Consider the following 15,015-nt stretch of genomic DNA (forward strand, 5'->3'; position numbering starts at 1 on the left):
GCCCATACTGGCAAAATTATAAAAGTTAAGTTATCTAATCGTCCTAAAGAGGAAGAAGCTCTACTTCGGACCGTTCTTCCAGCTGTCCAATCATCTCCAGCCATTCTTTCGGCTTGTTGGGCAACGCGGAATAATACTGTTTCAGGAAACGAACGACCAGCTCTGCAGGCAATTTGTTTTGCGCCTCGTCGGTTGGGAAAAAGCCGAGGTCAAGCTCGGTAACCGCTTTTCCTTCGTGATCCCACGAAGGATGAACGTATGCAATATCGAGCTTCCTGTAACCTAAATGAGATAAAACTTCTCGCCTTACGGCCGGATGCATCGGAAGCGCATTGCCGAACTTGAATGACGAAACCGCTTGAGGACGGTATATTTCCGCGAACATGCCGATCGACTCTGTCCCGCTCTCGCGTTGCATGCGCTCCAGATCGTTCTTCCGTTGCACGTACAGGAAACGCCCAATTCCGAGCCCCATCGTGGAGATGATCGTAAAATCGGTCATCGCCACGCGCAGATCGGGGTAATACCGATATTCCGTCGCCCCGACGACCGCGCCTTCGTGTACGGCGACGTAAACGTGAATGTCCGGGTCCTCGATCGGTTCTTTCCATAAACCGAACTCAAGCACTTCTTCCGAAGGGAAAATCGTGCTCATCAATTGGTGCATCTCTGCGAATCTAGCATCTTCAATCGAACGGATACGAATATATTCCATTTTATCTCTCCACCTTAAAAGGATTTCGCCATTCCATTAAAGCCGCGTAATGGGCGGATTGCTCATCTTCCAAATAACCTGCGACGATGCCGATGGGAAGTCTGCCGCATCGCAGCATAAAGGTGATGACAGGGTCGTACAATTCCCCCGTCGATACCCGATCGATATATTGCCAAGGTTCAAGCTTGTCTGCGTACTCGCCATAACCGGGCATTCTTCCTCCGCCGAGAAGCCTGCGGCACCCCAAGTGCACGACCGTCTCGTACATGGACTGCATAAGCCATTTTCCTATACCCAGTTTGCGGTACTGCGGAGCTACGCACAAATCAACGACATATATCGTATCGCCTTCGGAGTCATGGTTGCGAATGTAACCATCGTCCGTAACCGAAGCCCAAGTATGGGACATTTCATCTTCCATCGCGACGCGGAGCGCTGTCATCGATCCGACGATGCGTCCGTCTATTTCCGCGCATAGAGCCCCTTCCGGAAAACGGGACACGTGCTCGGTTAATTGATCAAGATTCCACCAGAGATCGGAAGGAAAAGGCGGCGGAAAACATTCCGCCTGCAAAGCGATTAGATTCTCGAAGTCCTCCAACTCGTAGGTTCTGATCGTTAACGTAAGCATTCGATGTCCGTCCGTGACTTTCAGTTGTTTAAACAAGCCTTCACCTCCATGCCCGTGCAGCTTTTCGCAAGCGCCTCGATGTCCCCATGCTCACTCCTTATACTAATGGAATTCGTTGGGATGGGGCAAGCTTATTCCGGTCGAATTCGCCCTATTGCGGGAATACGGCAATCAAAGAGCAAGGAATGAGAAAATTATCATCGTTTTTTAAGAAAACATGTCGAACCGTTCGTAATCCCCTTTTCCGCTTCTCCTTGGAAAAAGTTAGGGAAGGCCCGGTCTGCTATACTCTAGCACGTTGCAAATAGTTACGGGAACACAGGAGGAAAACTGTATGAGCTTTCACAACACACTCGTTCGCAAAGTCGCCGGAATCAGCCTATGTGCTGCCATCGGTTTTGCCGGACTTGCCATGGGACAAGCCCCAGAAGCATCCGCGGCAACGTCCAAAGCTGACAAGATCATCTCGCTCGGCCAAAAATATTTGGGCGTGAAATACCGCTTCGGCGCTCCTTCGGGTTCGACGTCGGCGTTCGACTGCTCCAGCTTCACGCAATATATATACGGAAAGCACGGCATTAAGCTGCCTCGCGTATCCAACTCGCAAGCGGCCAAAGGTTATAAAGTCGCGAAGAGCAACTTGAAGCGCGGCGATCTCGTCTTCTTCACGACGGCCCGCACCGGGAAAAAGATCGGTCACGTCGGCGTGTACGTCGGCAACAACAAAATGCTCCATACTTACGGCGCGCCGGGAGTCACGTACTCGGCGATCAATTCCAGATACTGGAAATCCCATTACGTCACCGCTCGCCGCGTCCTTTAACACGAACAAGCCTCCGTCATCGAACGTTTCGATGACGGAGGCTTTTTTATACGCTTGAACGTGTCGGCTAAATTTTGCGCGGCAATTGAATCGAGATCGTCGTTCCGTTGCCCGGCTTACTGTACACTTCCACGTTGCCTTCGTGAACGTCGATGATTTTCTTGGCGATGGACAGACCAAGTCCACTGCCCCCTGTGGAACGGTGGCGGGCTTCGTCAATGCGGTAGAACCGTTGGAACATGTTCGGGATCTCGTTCTCCGGAATGCCGATTCCGTAATCGGTGACTTCCAGCTTAATCCCGTTTTTCTGATTGCGAATCCTAACGTCTATCGGTTCTTTGCTGTATTTGATCGCGTTGTCGATCAAAATAAGCAGCAACTGCCTGATTTTCTCCTTGTCTCCTCGCATGAATACCGAATGATTGTCCGAATGCACGCGAATGTTGCGCTTGAACGTCTTGCCCAGCACTTCGGACAGCTCCCTGACGACGCCGTTCACGTCGAACCGGGTGACGTTCAGCCAGTTGTCCTGTTCCGCTTCCGCGAGCGTCAGCATGGAGCGGATCAAGTTCTGCAGCCTCTCGGTCTCCTTCGCGATCGCTTCGATCGCCTCGTCCCGCACTTCGGCGTTGTCTCTGCCCCACCTCTTCAGCATGTCGGCATAGCTGGAAATAACGGTAAGCGGCGTCTTCAGCTCGTGGGAAGCGTCTGCCACGAAATGCTTCTGGCTCTCGATCGTCCGGTCGAGCCGGTCGATCATCTGGTTAAACGCCCTGACCATCTGCTGAAGCTCCACCGATTCTTCGCGCCCGTTCAGCTTCACGCGATACAGCTTGCCGCTTCGGTCGATCTCGCGCATCGTCTGAACCATCTGCCCGATCGGTCCGGTAAGCCGGGAAGTGAACCAATACGTCCCGAAGATGGCGAACACGATCGCCCCAATGCTCGTCACGCTCAGCGCGCCGACGAGGATCTGCAAGTAGCTGTCGAGCACGGTCAGGCGGCGAGCCGCCTCCACCGTACCGACCAGCTTGCCCTGGTCGAAAAAGGGCATCGACAAATACAGGACTCGTTGGCCGTTGATCTGTTGCGTCTCCGACAGATTGTACACCTGCATTTGCGGCGGAATGGACAGAAGCTCCTTGTCCGTTCCGATCTGGTTCACGATTCTCAGATCGCTAGTTACGATTCGCATCATTTCGTTGTAGTTGTACAGGTCGCTCAGCAGCTTCGGATCGTCGAACCCTTGCATTCCCCGCTTGCGCAGCGACTCGATGACGAGGTCCGCCTTGTTCATGAGCAATTGTTCCTCGCCCCGCGTCGTCACCCGGATCACGAAAAAATAAACGAAAATATTATACAAAATCAGAATAAAAATGAGCCAAAAAACCGTGAACAAAGTAAATCTCGATCTTAGGGTCATGCATCGGGCTCCTTCAGCATGTATCCGACTCCTCGTACGGTATGGAGAAGCTTATGGCGGTACCCTTTGTCCATCTTTTGGCGCAAATAACGGATATACACGTCTACGACGTTCGTGTCCCCGATATATTCGTATCCCCATACGTCGGACAAGATTTCGTCGCGCGTCTTCTCCTCGTTCTTATGCCTGGCCAAATACAACAGCAATTCGAACTCGCGGGGCGTCAAGTCGATGGAATGGTCTTTCCGGTATACTTTGCGCGTGAGAAGCTCGATCGACAAGTCTCCGATTTTCAGCACGTCCTCGCTCTCTCCCTCGCGGGACGCCTTGAAAATCCGCAGTAGGTTTCTCACCCTCGCGAGCAGTTCCTCCATCGCGAACGGTTTCGTAATATAATCGTTGGCTCCGTGCTCGAAACCGCTGACTTTATCCGGCACAGTATCTCTTGCCGTCAGCAGAATGACGGGGACTGCCGCGTCGTTCTGCCTTAACCGGCGCAGCACCTCGATACCGTTCAATTCTGGAAGCATCACGTCGAGCAGCACCAGATCCCACTCTCCGGAAACGGCCATCTCCAGCCCTTTGCGGCCGTCCGCCGCCCTTCCTACGCCATAACCCTCATGCTCCAGCTCCAACTGCAATATTCTCGCGATGGAATCCTCGTCTTCGATAATCAGTATATTTTCATTGTTATTCATTTTCTTTCACCTTCGCCTTAAGAGAATTTCGGTTCCGACATTCAAGAAACCGTCGATCGTTCTCCCCTATCAAATGCTACTCTCCCACTATATTGTAACATGCCTGTCAAAGCGAAGAAAAATCCGTCGAACCGGAGCGGCATATCGCTTATGAGCGTTGTGCCGCCTTTGAATACGAACGAATGACCCGGGAAAAAACGCGTTCGAAAATACGTTGCGTCGCAGCATCTTTCGGCATGCCTTCGCCCCTCCATATCGCCTCGAGCACGGACGGTCCGGGCAGTTCGGGCAAGTGTGCCTCCGGTTGAACGGGGAGCAGCGATAGCCAGTTGTTCCTGTCCGCAAAAGGCTGATCCCGATTGGCGATCCAGTCAAACACGATAAATCGCCTGTTCGCTTGAAGATGAATCTCCAGGCAAGCGGCCTGCCTGCGCGTCGACCATTTGGCCGGATAACAATCGGCGACCATCGTGATCCGATCGGCCGACCGAAGCAGCCAGTCCGTCACGTCCGGCTCGTCCCATCTGCTGGACACGTCTAACAATACAAGTGGAACACCGAGACGTCTAATCCACTTCGTGAATTCTTTGTCCGGGTTCCGGTTTGCGGTTGCCGCCCCTTCCGGGTCCAGCGGATAATACGCTGCGTTCCCGTGACGCCAAGCGGGAGCGGCGGGTTGCCGTCCGTCGGCACTGGCGAACACGGCGTCTCCGGGCATCCGCTTGGCTCCATTGAGAAGCGAGTAGAGCTCCGCGTCTCTTCCCGGGTATTCGACCAGCGCATGCGATATACCGGCGCGATCCAGCGCGGACGATAGGGCAAGCGCGACGAACGTTGCGCCGGCGCCCGGGTAGGCGGACGCGACCGCGACGATGGCGGTCTTCTCCCTATCGTGGCCGTTATTCGAATAATTCAGGGACTGGTCGGCGCCGCCGACCAACTCCAGCTTGACCGCTTGCAGCTCGTTCAGCAATTCGCGAGCCGTCTGCGGGCGACGATCGGGTTCGTTCGCGAGCAGCCTTTCAAGAAGGAAGACGAAATCGATCGGAACGTCGTCTTGGAGCGCTTTGCCCATCGGCCCCCGATGCCTGATCGCGAATTGACCGGCCGACAGCAGAAAATAAGCGAGCGCGCCGAGTCCATAAAGATCGGTTCGGCCGTCGGATTGCTCTCCCCGCAGCTGTTCCGGAGCGGCAAATCCCGGCGTTCCGAGCCGGAACGTATCGTTTAGCTGGCTTGGCCGATATCTGCGGGCGATGCCGAAGTCGACGAGCACCGCTTGATCGTGACGACCGAGCAAGACATTCGCGGGCTTCAGATCACGGAAAACGATGGGTGGACTCTGCGCGTGCAGATAAGTGAGCACTTCGCACAGATCGATCAGAACGTCGAGCACGAAAGCGAAGCCGAGCTTCAGCCCGTATCGTTCGAACCTCTGCGCCAGCGTATCTCCGGGAATATACTCCATCACGATGCAGGCGACGCCTTCCTCGTCGGGCGGAAAATAATCGACGATCGCCGGCAAGTGCGGGTGATCCAGTTCGCTGAGCAGCTCCGCCTCGGGCAAGAACGAACGGCGCTCCTCCGGAAGCGGACGAGTCAGCTTTAGTGCTCTCGTCTTGCCGCCCAAGCGCAAATCCTCGACCAAGTATACGCGCCCCATGCCTCCTTTGCCGATCGGTTTCACGACCTTGTAACGCTCTCCGAATAGCTGCTCCGGGACCAATTCCAACGCATGGGGATCTCCATGTTCCATATACGATTTCTCCTTTCAGTGCCGGATAAACAAAAAAACGCATCGGAGCGAAACCTGTCTTAGACAAGGCTTCGCCCGGATGCGGGATGCTTTCCCGTTACGGACGGATCATTTTCTTTTCACCCATATTGTAACTTCTTCGCGATTATGAAACAACTGTTTCACTTTGCGAACGTCGAAGTAGTAACTGTAATCCTCCACGAGTTCATCAATGCTTTGGAGCGGTTTGCGGTACATCAGCTTCAGCGTGATGATGCCCGACCCGCCGGCCGTAATTGCCGGTGCAAGCTCGGACACGAGACGGCAGGTATGATGAGGGTCCCAGCTCATGTCGCAAACGAGCAGATCGAACGTGCCTGGAGCGAAACTGACGTCGGCCGCATTGCGCCGGATATGGCGCAAGTTCGGATGAAGCTCAAGCGACGGGTCCATCTCCGCCGGATCGACGGCGGTCACTTTAAGGCCGCGCTCCAGCAGCACGGACGTCCATCCTCCCGGCGCCGCTCCCAGATCGAGAGCATTGGAGAAGCGGTCCAGTTGTATCCCGAACGAGCGCTCAGCCTCCAACAGCTTAAACGCCGCGCGCGAAATTAGTCCTTCGTCTCTGCGGAATCGAACCGCTCCCCCTGGCCAATCGGACAGATTATCGCGCGGCAGGGAGCAGCCCATCAGCAGCTTTTTCTTAGATGCGTATACCGATATGATCCAATCCGCTTCGCGCGCGACGGCATCACCCCCGAGTTCTGTCACGACCGGAACGAGCTCGTCGCGGCCTTCCGCCGAGGTGAAAGGAAACGGGCTGTTCTGCTCTTTACGAACCTGGATCGCCACTTTGCTGCCCTTCATGCGATCGCCAAGAGTCGCGGCGTAGGCTTTCATTCGGGCCGCCATCTCTTCGCGATCGCCCGTAACCTCGTTTTCCGCTTCGACAGGGAATAGATGCCGCAAGAAGATCGGTTCTTTGCGACGCAAATCTTTCAGCAGGGATTCGTCGTCCTGATCTCCGCTCGTGAACGTAAACGTTTCTCCCGGCGCAAGCCCGGATAGCTTCGTCCCCCGAATGCGCCTCCTCAGTTCTTCCATCGCGTAAGGCGCAAATCCCGGGTTTGCGCTACCGACGTAAACGTTCATGAAAGATCCACCTTCCCGACTTCGATCCAAGGCCGATCATCCGTCCACCTGATTTCAATTGGCAAATCGTACGCCTCCCGAAGAAGCTCCGGCGTAAGTACTTCCCGCTTTAATCCGGAAGCGATAAGCTTCCCTTGCGTCATCAACGCGACATGAGTAAATATAGGGATGATTTCCTCGATATGGTGCGTTACGTACAGCATAGACATATTTTGCGACGATAACACCGATAAAGCCTGCAAAAACTTTTCCCGTTCATATAGATCCAATCCCGCGCAAGGCTCGTCCAGAATAAGCAGTCGCGGCGAAGCCATCAACGTGCGCGCGAGCAGCGCTTTTTTGCGTTCCCCTTGCGACAGCGTTCCGAATGGCTGATCAGCCAGCGATCGCAACCCGACCCGCTCCAGTTCGGCATACGCTCTCTCGCGAACTTCATCCTCGATTTCTTCATAAAATCGCAGAAAAGCGAAAGCTCCGCTAGCGACAATCTCCCAAACAGGATCGCTAAGCGTCATTTTCTCGATCAGGGCCGGACTGATATACCCGATTTCCTTGCGGACTTCCCTAACGTCGACCGTCCCGTAGCGGTTGCCCAGCACGTCAATCTTGCCCGAAGTCGGAAATTGATAGCCGGTGATCAGCTCGAGGACGGTAGACTTCCCGCACCCGTTGCGCCCAAGCAGCGTCCATTGTTCCCCGGGTTTCACTTCCAGGTCGACCCCGCGAAGAATATCCCGGTCACCGCGCCGAAAAGTCAGATTTTGCAAATGTATCATGCGATTTCCCCCTCATTCTTAAGAAGTTCCACCAGCTCCACGACGGAGGGGAAACGATAATGCTTGTATATGTTGCCATCTTTGCGTTTGATCAGCAAGCAGGGTACGCTTTGGATCTTGAACGTCTGAGCCAGTTCGGGTATCTCGTTCAGATTCGCCGATGCAAGCCGAAATTCCGGAACGACTTCCGTCGCCACCGCGAGCATACGCTTCGCCGCTTGGCACGTTCCGCATAAAGGTGTATGTACGAATACCGCGTACGGAGCGGACGTAAAAGTCCATTCCCGTTTCCAAGCCTCGGGTTTCCATTCAAGCATCGCTGGTCTCCTTCGCCGCCGCTTCAAGAACTTGCGGAGTCATCGGACCGTCGTGAATCTCAACACCCAATGGGTTCGCGGCCCTTAAATCACGCACCATCTGGATCCTTCCCATGATGCTGGAAGAATGGATGTAAATATGTCGAGGATATTTGCCGCTGGCGATTATGCCATGAACGACCACAAGGCCGTTCGGTTGTCCGTAGCCGAGTTCGAAATCCAACGAGAGAATATTAACTTCACATTCCGCCAGCATGAGCAAACATTCTTCCGCCGAACGAGCGAGGGCGAATCCGCGAGGACAAGGCCTCACATCGTCCAGAAACAGGTTGATCATCCTTCTTCCTCCCCCGCCAATTGCCTGATTAACCGAATCTGGCCGCGATGCGTGCCATCCCCGTCGGCAGGCGTTTCCAATACGAACGGGAGTTCCCGAAGCTCCGGCGTCGCGAGCAGCTCCTTAAACCCCTCTTCCCCGATCCAGCCTTGCCCGATCGCCGCATGCCGATCTTTACGGGAGCCGCTCGGGTAACGCGAATCGTTCAAATGGATCGCGCGCAAACCGTTCCAGAAACCTAATTCTCCAGCGCGCTCTGCAAACGACTCCCACTTTCCCGGCTTCCATTCGCCGCTGGCGAACAGATGGCACGTATCCAAGCAAAATCCGATGCGTTCGGGATCGTTCGCAAGCGAGCGGATTTGCACGAGTTCCTCCGGCGTAGTCCCCATCGGACCATGGTCGCCCGCTTGATTCTCCAGCAGGATCAGCGCGTTTCCTTGCCATAGCGCAGTAACGTTATTGATCCATTGTATTATATTTCGGTATCCCTGTAACGGATCCTTACCCTTGAATGTACCGAAATGGACGACGACTCCGATAGACCCGCAAGTTTCGGCGATTTGCAGATCGTTAAGCGTGCACAAGGCCATCCTATGCGCCGTATCTCCCTCGGATGCGGGATTGACGGGATACGGTCCATGGGCGATCGATCGTACTCCCCGCTCCTTGCACCAAACGGCGCATCTCTCCGCATCCCTGCGGTCGAACGACTTGGGTTCAAGCGTCCGCGGGTTTTTCGGAAAATATTGAAAGGCGCTGCCGCCTAGAGATACCGTGTATTCCGCAGCCTTCAAATATCCGCCGCGCGTGCTGACATGGCTTCCGGCCGAAATCATTCATGGCCTTTCTGACAGTGTGGGCAATAAAACATTTTGCGACCCGTCAACGTCTCGAACTTAATCGGGGTCCCGCATTCAACGCACGGTTCGTCTACGCGGTCGTAAACGCGGCAACGTTCGTTAAATCCGCCGGTGAGCTGATCGCCTGCTGTTAACGGATGGCCCATGTAACCTCCCGCTTCCTTCGCTTCGGTCAACACTTTATGAACGGAACGATACAGGCGCTCCGATTCCTCGTCGTCCAGCCTGTTCGCCGCAGCGGCAGGATGAAGCTTGGCATCGAAACAGATTTCGTCGCTATAGCAATTGCCAATTCCCGCTAGAAATTTTTGATCCGTCAGCGTCGTCTTCAACTTGCCTTTTCTCCCTGCCAGCCTCTTGCGAAAAGCTTCCAGCGTGAGCCGCGGATCGAATGGCTCCGGACCGAGCTCTTTCATTTTCTCCAGCGCGGCTTTAGCTGTCATACGATGCAGGTAACCGAGACGCAACCCTCCGAAATAAAGCGATTGTCCGCCATCGAACGACAAAATGACTTGAAAATGGCTGTCGGGCTTCGGACCTTCATCCCCGTAGGCCAGCCAGCCGCCAAGCATCAAATGCAGCACTAATCGATTTCCATCGTCCAAGTGGAACAGTAGATATTTGCCTCTTCGTTCGACGAACAGAATCGTTCGGCCTTCGAGCGCTGAATTGAAAACGTCGATTGGCTCGTTAATCGTGGCCGCGCGGTTGACGACCGCGCCCGTTATTTTGCGTCCGCCAAGCAGCGCGGATAATTGCGTGCGATAATGCTCCATTTCCGGGTATTCCGGCATGATGTTTTTCTTCCCTTCCGCTGTTGTCACTTTATTTCAGGACAGAACTTCGTCAAGCAATTCCTGCAATTGTTGCGGACCTTCGCACACGGCATCGGGGGAAACGCCTGCCGCCGCACAATGCTCTTCCCAATTCGCCTTCGTACATAATCCCGTCAGTACCAGTATGGAGGGACAGCCGACATTGCGCGCGGCGGCCAGATCAGTGTACGGATTGTCACCGATAACCCATGAACGTTCCGTCGGAACGCCAGCCAGCTTAAGGGAGTATTCCATCAATATGCGGGAAGGCTTACCGATGACGACCGGTTCAATTCCGGTCGCGGCTTGCAGAGAGGCGCCGATCGTACCGGCTCCGGGTAGGAAACCTCCGTCTATGGGCAGCAACCGATCGGGATTCGTCTGCACGAAAGCCGCCCCGTTCAAAAGATGTGTAACAGCGGTTGCGATCTGGTCGTATTCCAGCTTGCGATCGAGCCCTTGAACGACCAAAGCCGCCCGCTCGCTGCTCGAAAGCTCCGGCAGCAAGCGCATGCCCGCGCTCTGGAGCGCTTCCTTTAGCCCTTTCTCGCCGATAGCGTACGTATCCGCGCCAGGATAATTCGCCCGCGCGTATTCTGCTGCCGCCAATGCGGATGTGACGATCATCTCTTCGGTAGCAGGAATCCCCATCTCGTGCAGATGTTCGGCCACTTCCGCCGGAGTCCGCGTTGAATTGTTCGTCACGTACAAACATAGCATTCCCCGACTTTGCAGACCCGCAATAAGCCGGTCCGCTCCCGGAACGGGTTCGTTGCCTCTGTACAACGTTCCGTCAAGATCGAATAGCAGTGCTTCAGGGACCGGGTAATCCTTAATCGGTTTCAATAGGTGTTTCAAGCTGCGCTTACTTCCCTTCCCTCGATAATTTATCTCTAAGCCTCGCTACTCTGTGACGCAAGCTGTCTTGCTCTTCTTTGCGCCTGGCTGCGTCGCCGATCAACTTCGCACGCCGTGAAGCAAGCTCTAGCGCTTTTTCGGCATAGTTTAATGCCATCAACAATTGCTTATTTCGATGTTCGAAATAGATGGCGAGTTCCACGTGCGCATCCAGCTTGGGAGCGGCCGAACGCTCCGCGGATTCAGCGTAATTTCGCCAGATCGGAAGCGCCCGCTCGAATTCGCCAGCCTTCTTGAACCTGGCCGCCAGCGACAGTCCCCAAGAGCTATCATACCGATCCTGCCGCCGGCAGAGCGCGGTATATAACCGTTCGGCGGCATCGGTCACTCCGTGCAGCTCAAGCCAGGTTGCGGTGCGAAACATTTCTTCGCCTTCCGGCATGCCTTCTTCGTCGACGATTCCGCCGAGGAGCAGCCCGAAGTGGACGGAAAGCGAAGCCAGCGTCAAAATATCTTTTTCGTTATGAGCGTAGACCCCATGAAGATGGCTTGGATCACCGTCGCTCAAGTATTGAAAATACAAGGCTGGGGCAAGCGATCCGGGAACGTCCTGACCTCTCCGTATGCCGAGCCTCTCTTCCTCTACCGTCCCCAACCGGCAGGAAGGCAGCGTATTGCGCCACAACGACCTGGCCGGATGGAGAAAATCAAGGTGGCCTGGCTCCTGCCCGCTTCTTCGCCAACCGTTCAGTATAAATCGATTGACGAGTACCGGCCAGTCGAACGTTCGTCCGTTATACGTAACCAAATGCGTTTTGTCCTGCATATGGCCAAGGATGTAGGAAAGCATCGCTTTCTCCTCGCCGGGATGGCGAATGAGCGTCTGCTCGACGACAAACGAGTCATGCGTATAATAACCGAAACCGATCATAAACGGAACGTTGCCCGTCCCGACCCCGAGTCCGGTCGTTTCCGTATCCAGAAACAACAGACGATACGGGTCGATCGCTGCAGGCTCGCTTTGCTTGTTCTGACGACCAGCAAGGGGCCGCAAATTCGGCGCGCATGCGATCAGTGCGCCTAGCTCGTAATCTCCGTGCTGGTGTGGCAGAGAATATACCGCTCTGCGAAGCAAGAATGGTCCGGACTCGTTCTCGCGGAGCTCGACCCCGATCTGACGGAAGGCGTCGGGCAGATTCTGATTTGTGGTAGTTGCGGGCTCACGAACGGATAAGTCAGCCTGACCTCCGTTTGTTACCTCCGCCGGCGGATTGCTCGTGCTCGTCTCCTGCCGAAGCCTGTTTAATCTTTCCCTTAAACCGCTCATGGATTTGCCCTCGTACCCTCCAATAGAGACAATGCCAAATCTTTGCCGAGCAATCCGACCTCTTCGATCGGTCCGACGCAGGCCGGACAACCGCTCAAGCAGCCGCAGCCGCGAATCAGCCGCTGCGCCTCCTCGAGCAATTCGTCATGCTTCTCGTATAGACGCTGGCTAAGCCCGATTCCGCCAGGGTATCGATCGTAGAAAAAGATCGTTGGGCGTTTCGTGTGCAACGCCTTCACTTGCGGCACGACGCGAATATCGAGCGGATCGCACATCAGATGCAGCGGGGCCAAGTGGATCAGCACGTTCGCCAGACCGAGAAGCGCCATCTGCATATCGTTGGCACTTCTCTTGGCCGACTCTTCCTCCGAGAACGAAAACCAGTAGCCGCTCGTATGGAGTATTTCCTCCGGCAGATGGATCGGACCTGATCCGATGTTTTCATGGGTGCGGAGCCTGATTTTTTTGAAAATCGTCGGTTTAGCCATGACCGTCACTTCGCCGTATTGACGCTCCAGCGGTCCTGACATCGACTCGAGATCTACATGCAGCACCTTCAGTTCCACCGCCAAATTCGCATCGGTGAAATAATCCACGTTCACTTCGCGCACGTAAGCCTTTTTCTCAGGATAATCAAGCTTCTCGACCTGATATTGCACGCCTTCGTGCAGATAGATCGCTTCTTCGTGGATCAGCGTCGGCGCGCTGAACCGGTCGACTTCGCCGATGACGCGATGGCCTTCCGTCTGGTCGATGATAACGAAGTTCTCCTGCGCCGCAGAGCGAAGCGAAATGTTGTGGGCCGGAAACGCCTGCTCCATCCAGTACCACCGGCTGCCTACCTTGTGAAGAACCTTCTCGTCCGTTAAGAACTCAAGCAGATCCGTCAGCTTCTCTTCGCCGAACTTATCTCCTTCCTCGAACGGCAGCTCGTATGCCGCACACTTCAGGTGGTCGAGAAGGATTAGCAGGTTGTCGGGATGAATCCGCGCTTCCTCGGGAGGTCGGCCCAAGAAATAATCGGGATTCTGAATCAAATATTGATCGAGCGGATTGCTGCTGGCCACGAGGAACGTGACGGAGCTGCCCTGCCTTCTGCCGGCTCGTCCGGATTGCTGCCACGTGCTGGCGATCGTTCCTGGATATCCGTTCAGGACGCAAGCTTGCAGTTGCCCGATATCGATGCCGAGCTCAAGCGCGTTCGTGCTGACGACGCCGCGGATTTCGCCGCTGCGCAAGCCCCGCTCGATCTCCCGGCGAAGCTTGGGTAAATAGCCTCCGCGATAACCTCTTATCGTCTTCGTCCCGAGTTCGTGCTTGACGGTTTCCTGCAAATAGGTCAACAGAATTTCCACGCGAACCCGGCTGCGCGCGAACACGATCGTCTGAATGCCGCTTTTCAGCAGCAGCGCCGCAAGCTTTTGCGATTCGAGGACGCTGCTGCGGCGAATGCCGAGCTGTTTGTTCACGACCGGCGGATTATAGAAAACCATATGCTTCTCGCCCGTTGGCGCCCCGTTGTCGTCGACGAGCGTTACGCGCTCCCCGATAAGTCTCTCCGCGTGCTCACGGGGGTTGCGAATGGTCGCGGAGGCGCACAGAAATTGCGGCTCGCTGCCGTAAAACCGGCATATCCGCTTTAGCCGGCGAATGACGTTCGCCACATGGCTTCCGAATACGCCGCGGTAAGCATGCAATTCGTCGATGATAATATACCGGATATTTTCGAAAAGCTTGACCCATTTCGTATGATGCGGCAAGATCGCGGAATGCAGCATGTCCGGGTTCGTGACGACGATATGTCCCGCGTTGCGGATCGCCTGTCGTACGGTCGGAGGCGTGTCTCCGTCATATGTATGCGTCTTGATGTCGGCTTCCATTAAGTCGGCCAGCTCCTGCAGTTCCGCTACCTGGTCCTGGGCCAGCGCTTTCGTCGGAAACAGATATAACGCTCTAGCGCTATCGTCCGCGAGCAGCTTCTGAATGACGGGCAGATTATAGCAGAGCGTCTTTCCCGATGCAGTAGGCGTCACGGTCACGACGTGACTGCCTTCCGCAACTGCTTGGAATGAAGCGGCTTGATGCGTATATAAGTGCGTAATCCCTTTGCGTTCAAGGGCTTGAACTAGCTGTGGATGAACAGAGTCCGGCAGCGGAACCGTCCGCGCGGGTTTAGCCGGCTGGGTATGCCAGTAAGTGACGTTCTCCATCAATTCCGGCAGCGCACGCAGCAGGCTGAGCCACTCTTCCACCGATTCCGCTTTTTGCGTATACGGATTCATGGGCAATTCTCCTAAATAACATAATACTCTCATTGTACAGAATACATGTTCGCCCGGCAACGGTCGCTTTCCGGACGATATTCGACAAAATGAAGACGTGGGACTTTACCGATCTTACCCAATTCGCAACGATAGAGCGAAATGCGACATCGCTTGTCGGCTCCTGCGCTTTCCCGGGAAAGTATGAGATTTCCCACGCCTACGGAATCCCACCATGTGCAAGTTGTACGATTTTTTCGTGTTACCCCATTATCGGAGTCCCA

The 15,015-nt window shown here is 54.9% G+C and carries 15 protein-coding genes; 1 reads left to right on the top strand and 14 read right to left on the bottom strand.

What is annotated here, in order from left to right; translation table 11 throughout:
- Positions 1-43: 43 nt before the first annotated feature.
- Positions 44-715 carry a GNAT family N-acetyltransferase gene (locus tag FPZ45_RS07550; protein WP_144699986.1) on the bottom strand — a complete coding sequence of 224 codons (672 nt, stop codon included), beginning with the start codon at positions 713-715 and terminating at the stop codon, positions 44-46.
- A 1-nt stretch (position 716) separates the two neighbouring features.
- Positions 717-1,382, bottom strand: a complete 666-nt coding sequence (locus tag FPZ45_RS07555; RefSeq protein WP_144699987.1) for a GNAT family N-acetyltransferase — start codon at positions 1,380-1,382, stop codon at positions 717-719.
- Between the two features lie 298 nt (positions 1,383-1,680).
- Between FPZ45_RS07555 and FPZ45_RS07560 the strand changes: the two genes are divergently transcribed.
- Complete coding sequence (locus tag FPZ45_RS07560; RefSeq protein ID WP_144699988.1) at positions 1,681-2,169, top strand: C40 family peptidase; 489 nt, start codon at positions 1,681-1,683, stop codon at positions 2,167-2,169.
- Positions 2,170-2,236: 67 nt separating this feature from the next.
- Here the strand turns inward: FPZ45_RS07560 and FPZ45_RS07565 are convergent, their stop codons facing one another.
- The 12 genes from FPZ45_RS07565 to FPZ45_RS07620 form a co-directional block, all read right to left on the bottom strand.
- Entirely contained in the window at positions 2,237-3,592 is a 1,356-nt protein-coding gene (locus tag FPZ45_RS07565; protein WP_144699989.1) for a sensor histidine kinase, read from the bottom strand.
- A complete protein-coding gene (locus FPZ45_RS07570) occupies positions 3,589-4,290 on the bottom strand; it encodes a response regulator transcription factor (protein ID WP_144699990.1) in 702 nt (233 codons plus the stop codon). Before FPZ45_RS07570 ends, FPZ45_RS07565 begins: the two co-directional genes overlap by 4 nt.
- A 148-nt stretch (positions 4,291-4,438) precedes the next feature.
- On the bottom strand, positions 4,439-6,046 hold the full coding sequence (locus FPZ45_RS07575) for a serine/threonine protein kinase (RefSeq protein WP_144699991.1): 1,608 nt from the start codon (positions 6,044-6,046) through the stop codon (positions 4,439-4,441).
- Positions 6,047-6,154: 108 nt separating this feature from the next.
- A complete protein-coding gene (locus FPZ45_RS07580) occupies positions 6,155-7,177 on the bottom strand; it encodes an SAM-dependent methyltransferase (RefSeq protein WP_144699992.1) in 1,023 nt (340 codons plus the stop codon).
- Positions 7,174-7,953 (bottom strand): ABC transporter ATP-binding protein, encoded by a 780-nt coding sequence (locus FPZ45_RS07585; RefSeq protein ID WP_144699993.1) that lies wholly within the window; start codon positions 7,951-7,953, stop codon positions 7,174-7,176. Before FPZ45_RS07585 ends, FPZ45_RS07580 begins: the two co-directional genes overlap by 4 nt.
- Complete coding sequence (locus tag FPZ45_RS07590; protein WP_144699994.1) at positions 7,950-8,270, bottom strand: thioredoxin family protein; 321 nt, start codon at positions 8,268-8,270, stop codon at positions 7,950-7,952. The genes FPZ45_RS07585 and FPZ45_RS07590 overlap by 4 nt, the downstream gene beginning before the upstream one ends.
- Entirely contained in the window at positions 8,263-8,607 is a 345-nt protein-coding gene (locus FPZ45_RS07595) for a cyclic-phosphate processing receiver domain-containing protein (RefSeq protein ID WP_144699995.1), read from the bottom strand. Before FPZ45_RS07595 ends, FPZ45_RS07590 begins: the two co-directional genes overlap by 8 nt.
- Positions 8,604-9,446 carry a deoxyribonuclease IV gene (locus FPZ45_RS07600; RefSeq protein WP_144699996.1) on the bottom strand — a complete coding sequence of 281 codons (843 nt, stop codon included), beginning with the start codon at positions 9,444-9,446 and terminating at the stop codon, positions 8,604-8,606. Before FPZ45_RS07600 ends, FPZ45_RS07595 begins: the two co-directional genes overlap by 4 nt.
- Positions 9,443-10,264: a bifunctional DNA-formamidopyrimidine glycosylase/DNA-(apurinic or apyrimidinic site) lyase gene (gene mutM, locus FPZ45_RS07605; protein WP_144699997.1), complete on the bottom strand. Its 822-nt coding sequence runs from the start codon at positions 10,262-10,264 to the stop codon at positions 9,443-9,445. The genes FPZ45_RS07600 and mutM overlap by 4 nt, the downstream gene beginning before the upstream one ends.
- A 36-nt stretch (positions 10,265-10,300) precedes the next feature.
- Complete coding sequence (locus FPZ45_RS07610; protein ID WP_246120356.1) at positions 10,301-11,143, bottom strand: HAD-IIA family hydrolase; 843 nt, start codon at positions 11,141-11,143, stop codon at positions 10,301-10,303.
- Positions 11,144-11,150: 7 nt separating this feature from the next.
- Positions 11,151-12,470, bottom strand: a complete 1,320-nt coding sequence (locus FPZ45_RS07615; protein ID WP_144699998.1) for a ribonuclease H-like domain-containing protein — start codon at positions 12,468-12,470, stop codon at positions 11,151-11,153.
- Positions 12,467-14,752 (bottom strand): DEAD/DEAH box helicase, encoded by a 2,286-nt coding sequence (locus tag FPZ45_RS07620; protein WP_144699999.1) that lies wholly within the window; start codon positions 14,750-14,752, stop codon positions 12,467-12,469. The genes FPZ45_RS07615 and FPZ45_RS07620 overlap by 4 nt, the downstream gene beginning before the upstream one ends.
- Between the last annotated feature and the right edge of the window lie 263 nt (positions 14,753-15,015).

Source organism: Cohnella terricola (genome assembly GCF_007786475.1).
GTDB lineage: Bacteria > Bacillota > Bacilli > Paenibacillales > Paenibacillaceae > Cohnella > Cohnella terricola.

What these genes read in the sequence shown, in the direction of transcription:
- FPZ45_RS07550 (WP_144699986.1), bottom strand. Translation starts at nt 715, where the DNA reads ATGGAATATATTCGTATCCGTTCGATTGAAGATGCTAGATTCGCAGAG.
- FPZ45_RS07560 (WP_144699988.1), top strand. Translation starts at nt 1,681, where the DNA reads ATGAGCTTTCACAACACACTCGTTCGCAAAGTCGCCGGAATCAGCCTA.
- FPZ45_RS07565 (WP_144699989.1), bottom strand. Translation starts at nt 3,592, where the DNA reads ATGACCCTAAGATCGAGATTTACTTTGTTCACGGTTTTTTGGCTCATT.
- FPZ45_RS07570 (WP_144699990.1), bottom strand. Translation starts at nt 4,290, where the DNA reads ATGAATAACAATGAAAATATACTGATTATCGAAGACGAGGATTCCATC.
- FPZ45_RS07575 (WP_144699991.1), bottom strand. Translation starts at nt 6,046, where the DNA reads ATGGAACATGGAGATCCCCATGCGTTGGAATTGGTCCCGGAGCAGCTA.
- FPZ45_RS07580 (WP_144699992.1), bottom strand. Translation starts at nt 7,177, where the DNA reads ATGAACGTTTACGTCGGTAGCGCAAACCCGGGATTTGCGCCTTACGCG.
- FPZ45_RS07585 (WP_144699993.1), bottom strand. Translation starts at nt 7,953, where the DNA reads ATGATACATTTGCAAAATCTGACTTTTCGGCGCGGTGACCGGGATATT.
- FPZ45_RS07590 (WP_144699994.1), bottom strand. Translation starts at nt 8,270, where the DNA reads ATGCTTGAATGGAAACCCGAGGCTTGGAAACGGGAATGGACTTTTACG.
- FPZ45_RS07595 (WP_144699995.1), bottom strand. Translation starts at nt 8,607, where the DNA reads ATGATCAACCTGTTTCTGGACGATGTGAGGCCTTGTCCTCGCGGATTC.
- FPZ45_RS07600 (WP_144699996.1), bottom strand. Translation starts at nt 9,446, where the DNA reads ATGATTTCGGCCGGAAGCCATGTCAGCACGCGCGGCGGATATTTGAAG.
- mutM (WP_144699997.1), bottom strand. Translation starts at nt 10,264, where the DNA reads ATGCCGGAATACCCGGAAATGGAGCATTATCGCACGCAATTATCCGCG.
- FPZ45_RS07615 (WP_144699998.1), bottom strand. Translation starts at nt 12,470, where the DNA reads ATGAGCGGTTTAAGGGAAAGATTAAACAGGCTTCGGCAGGAGACGAGC.
- FPZ45_RS07620 (WP_144699999.1), bottom strand. Translation starts at nt 14,752, where the DNA reads ATGAATCCGTATACGCAAAAAGCGGAATCGGTGGAAGAGTGGCTCAGC.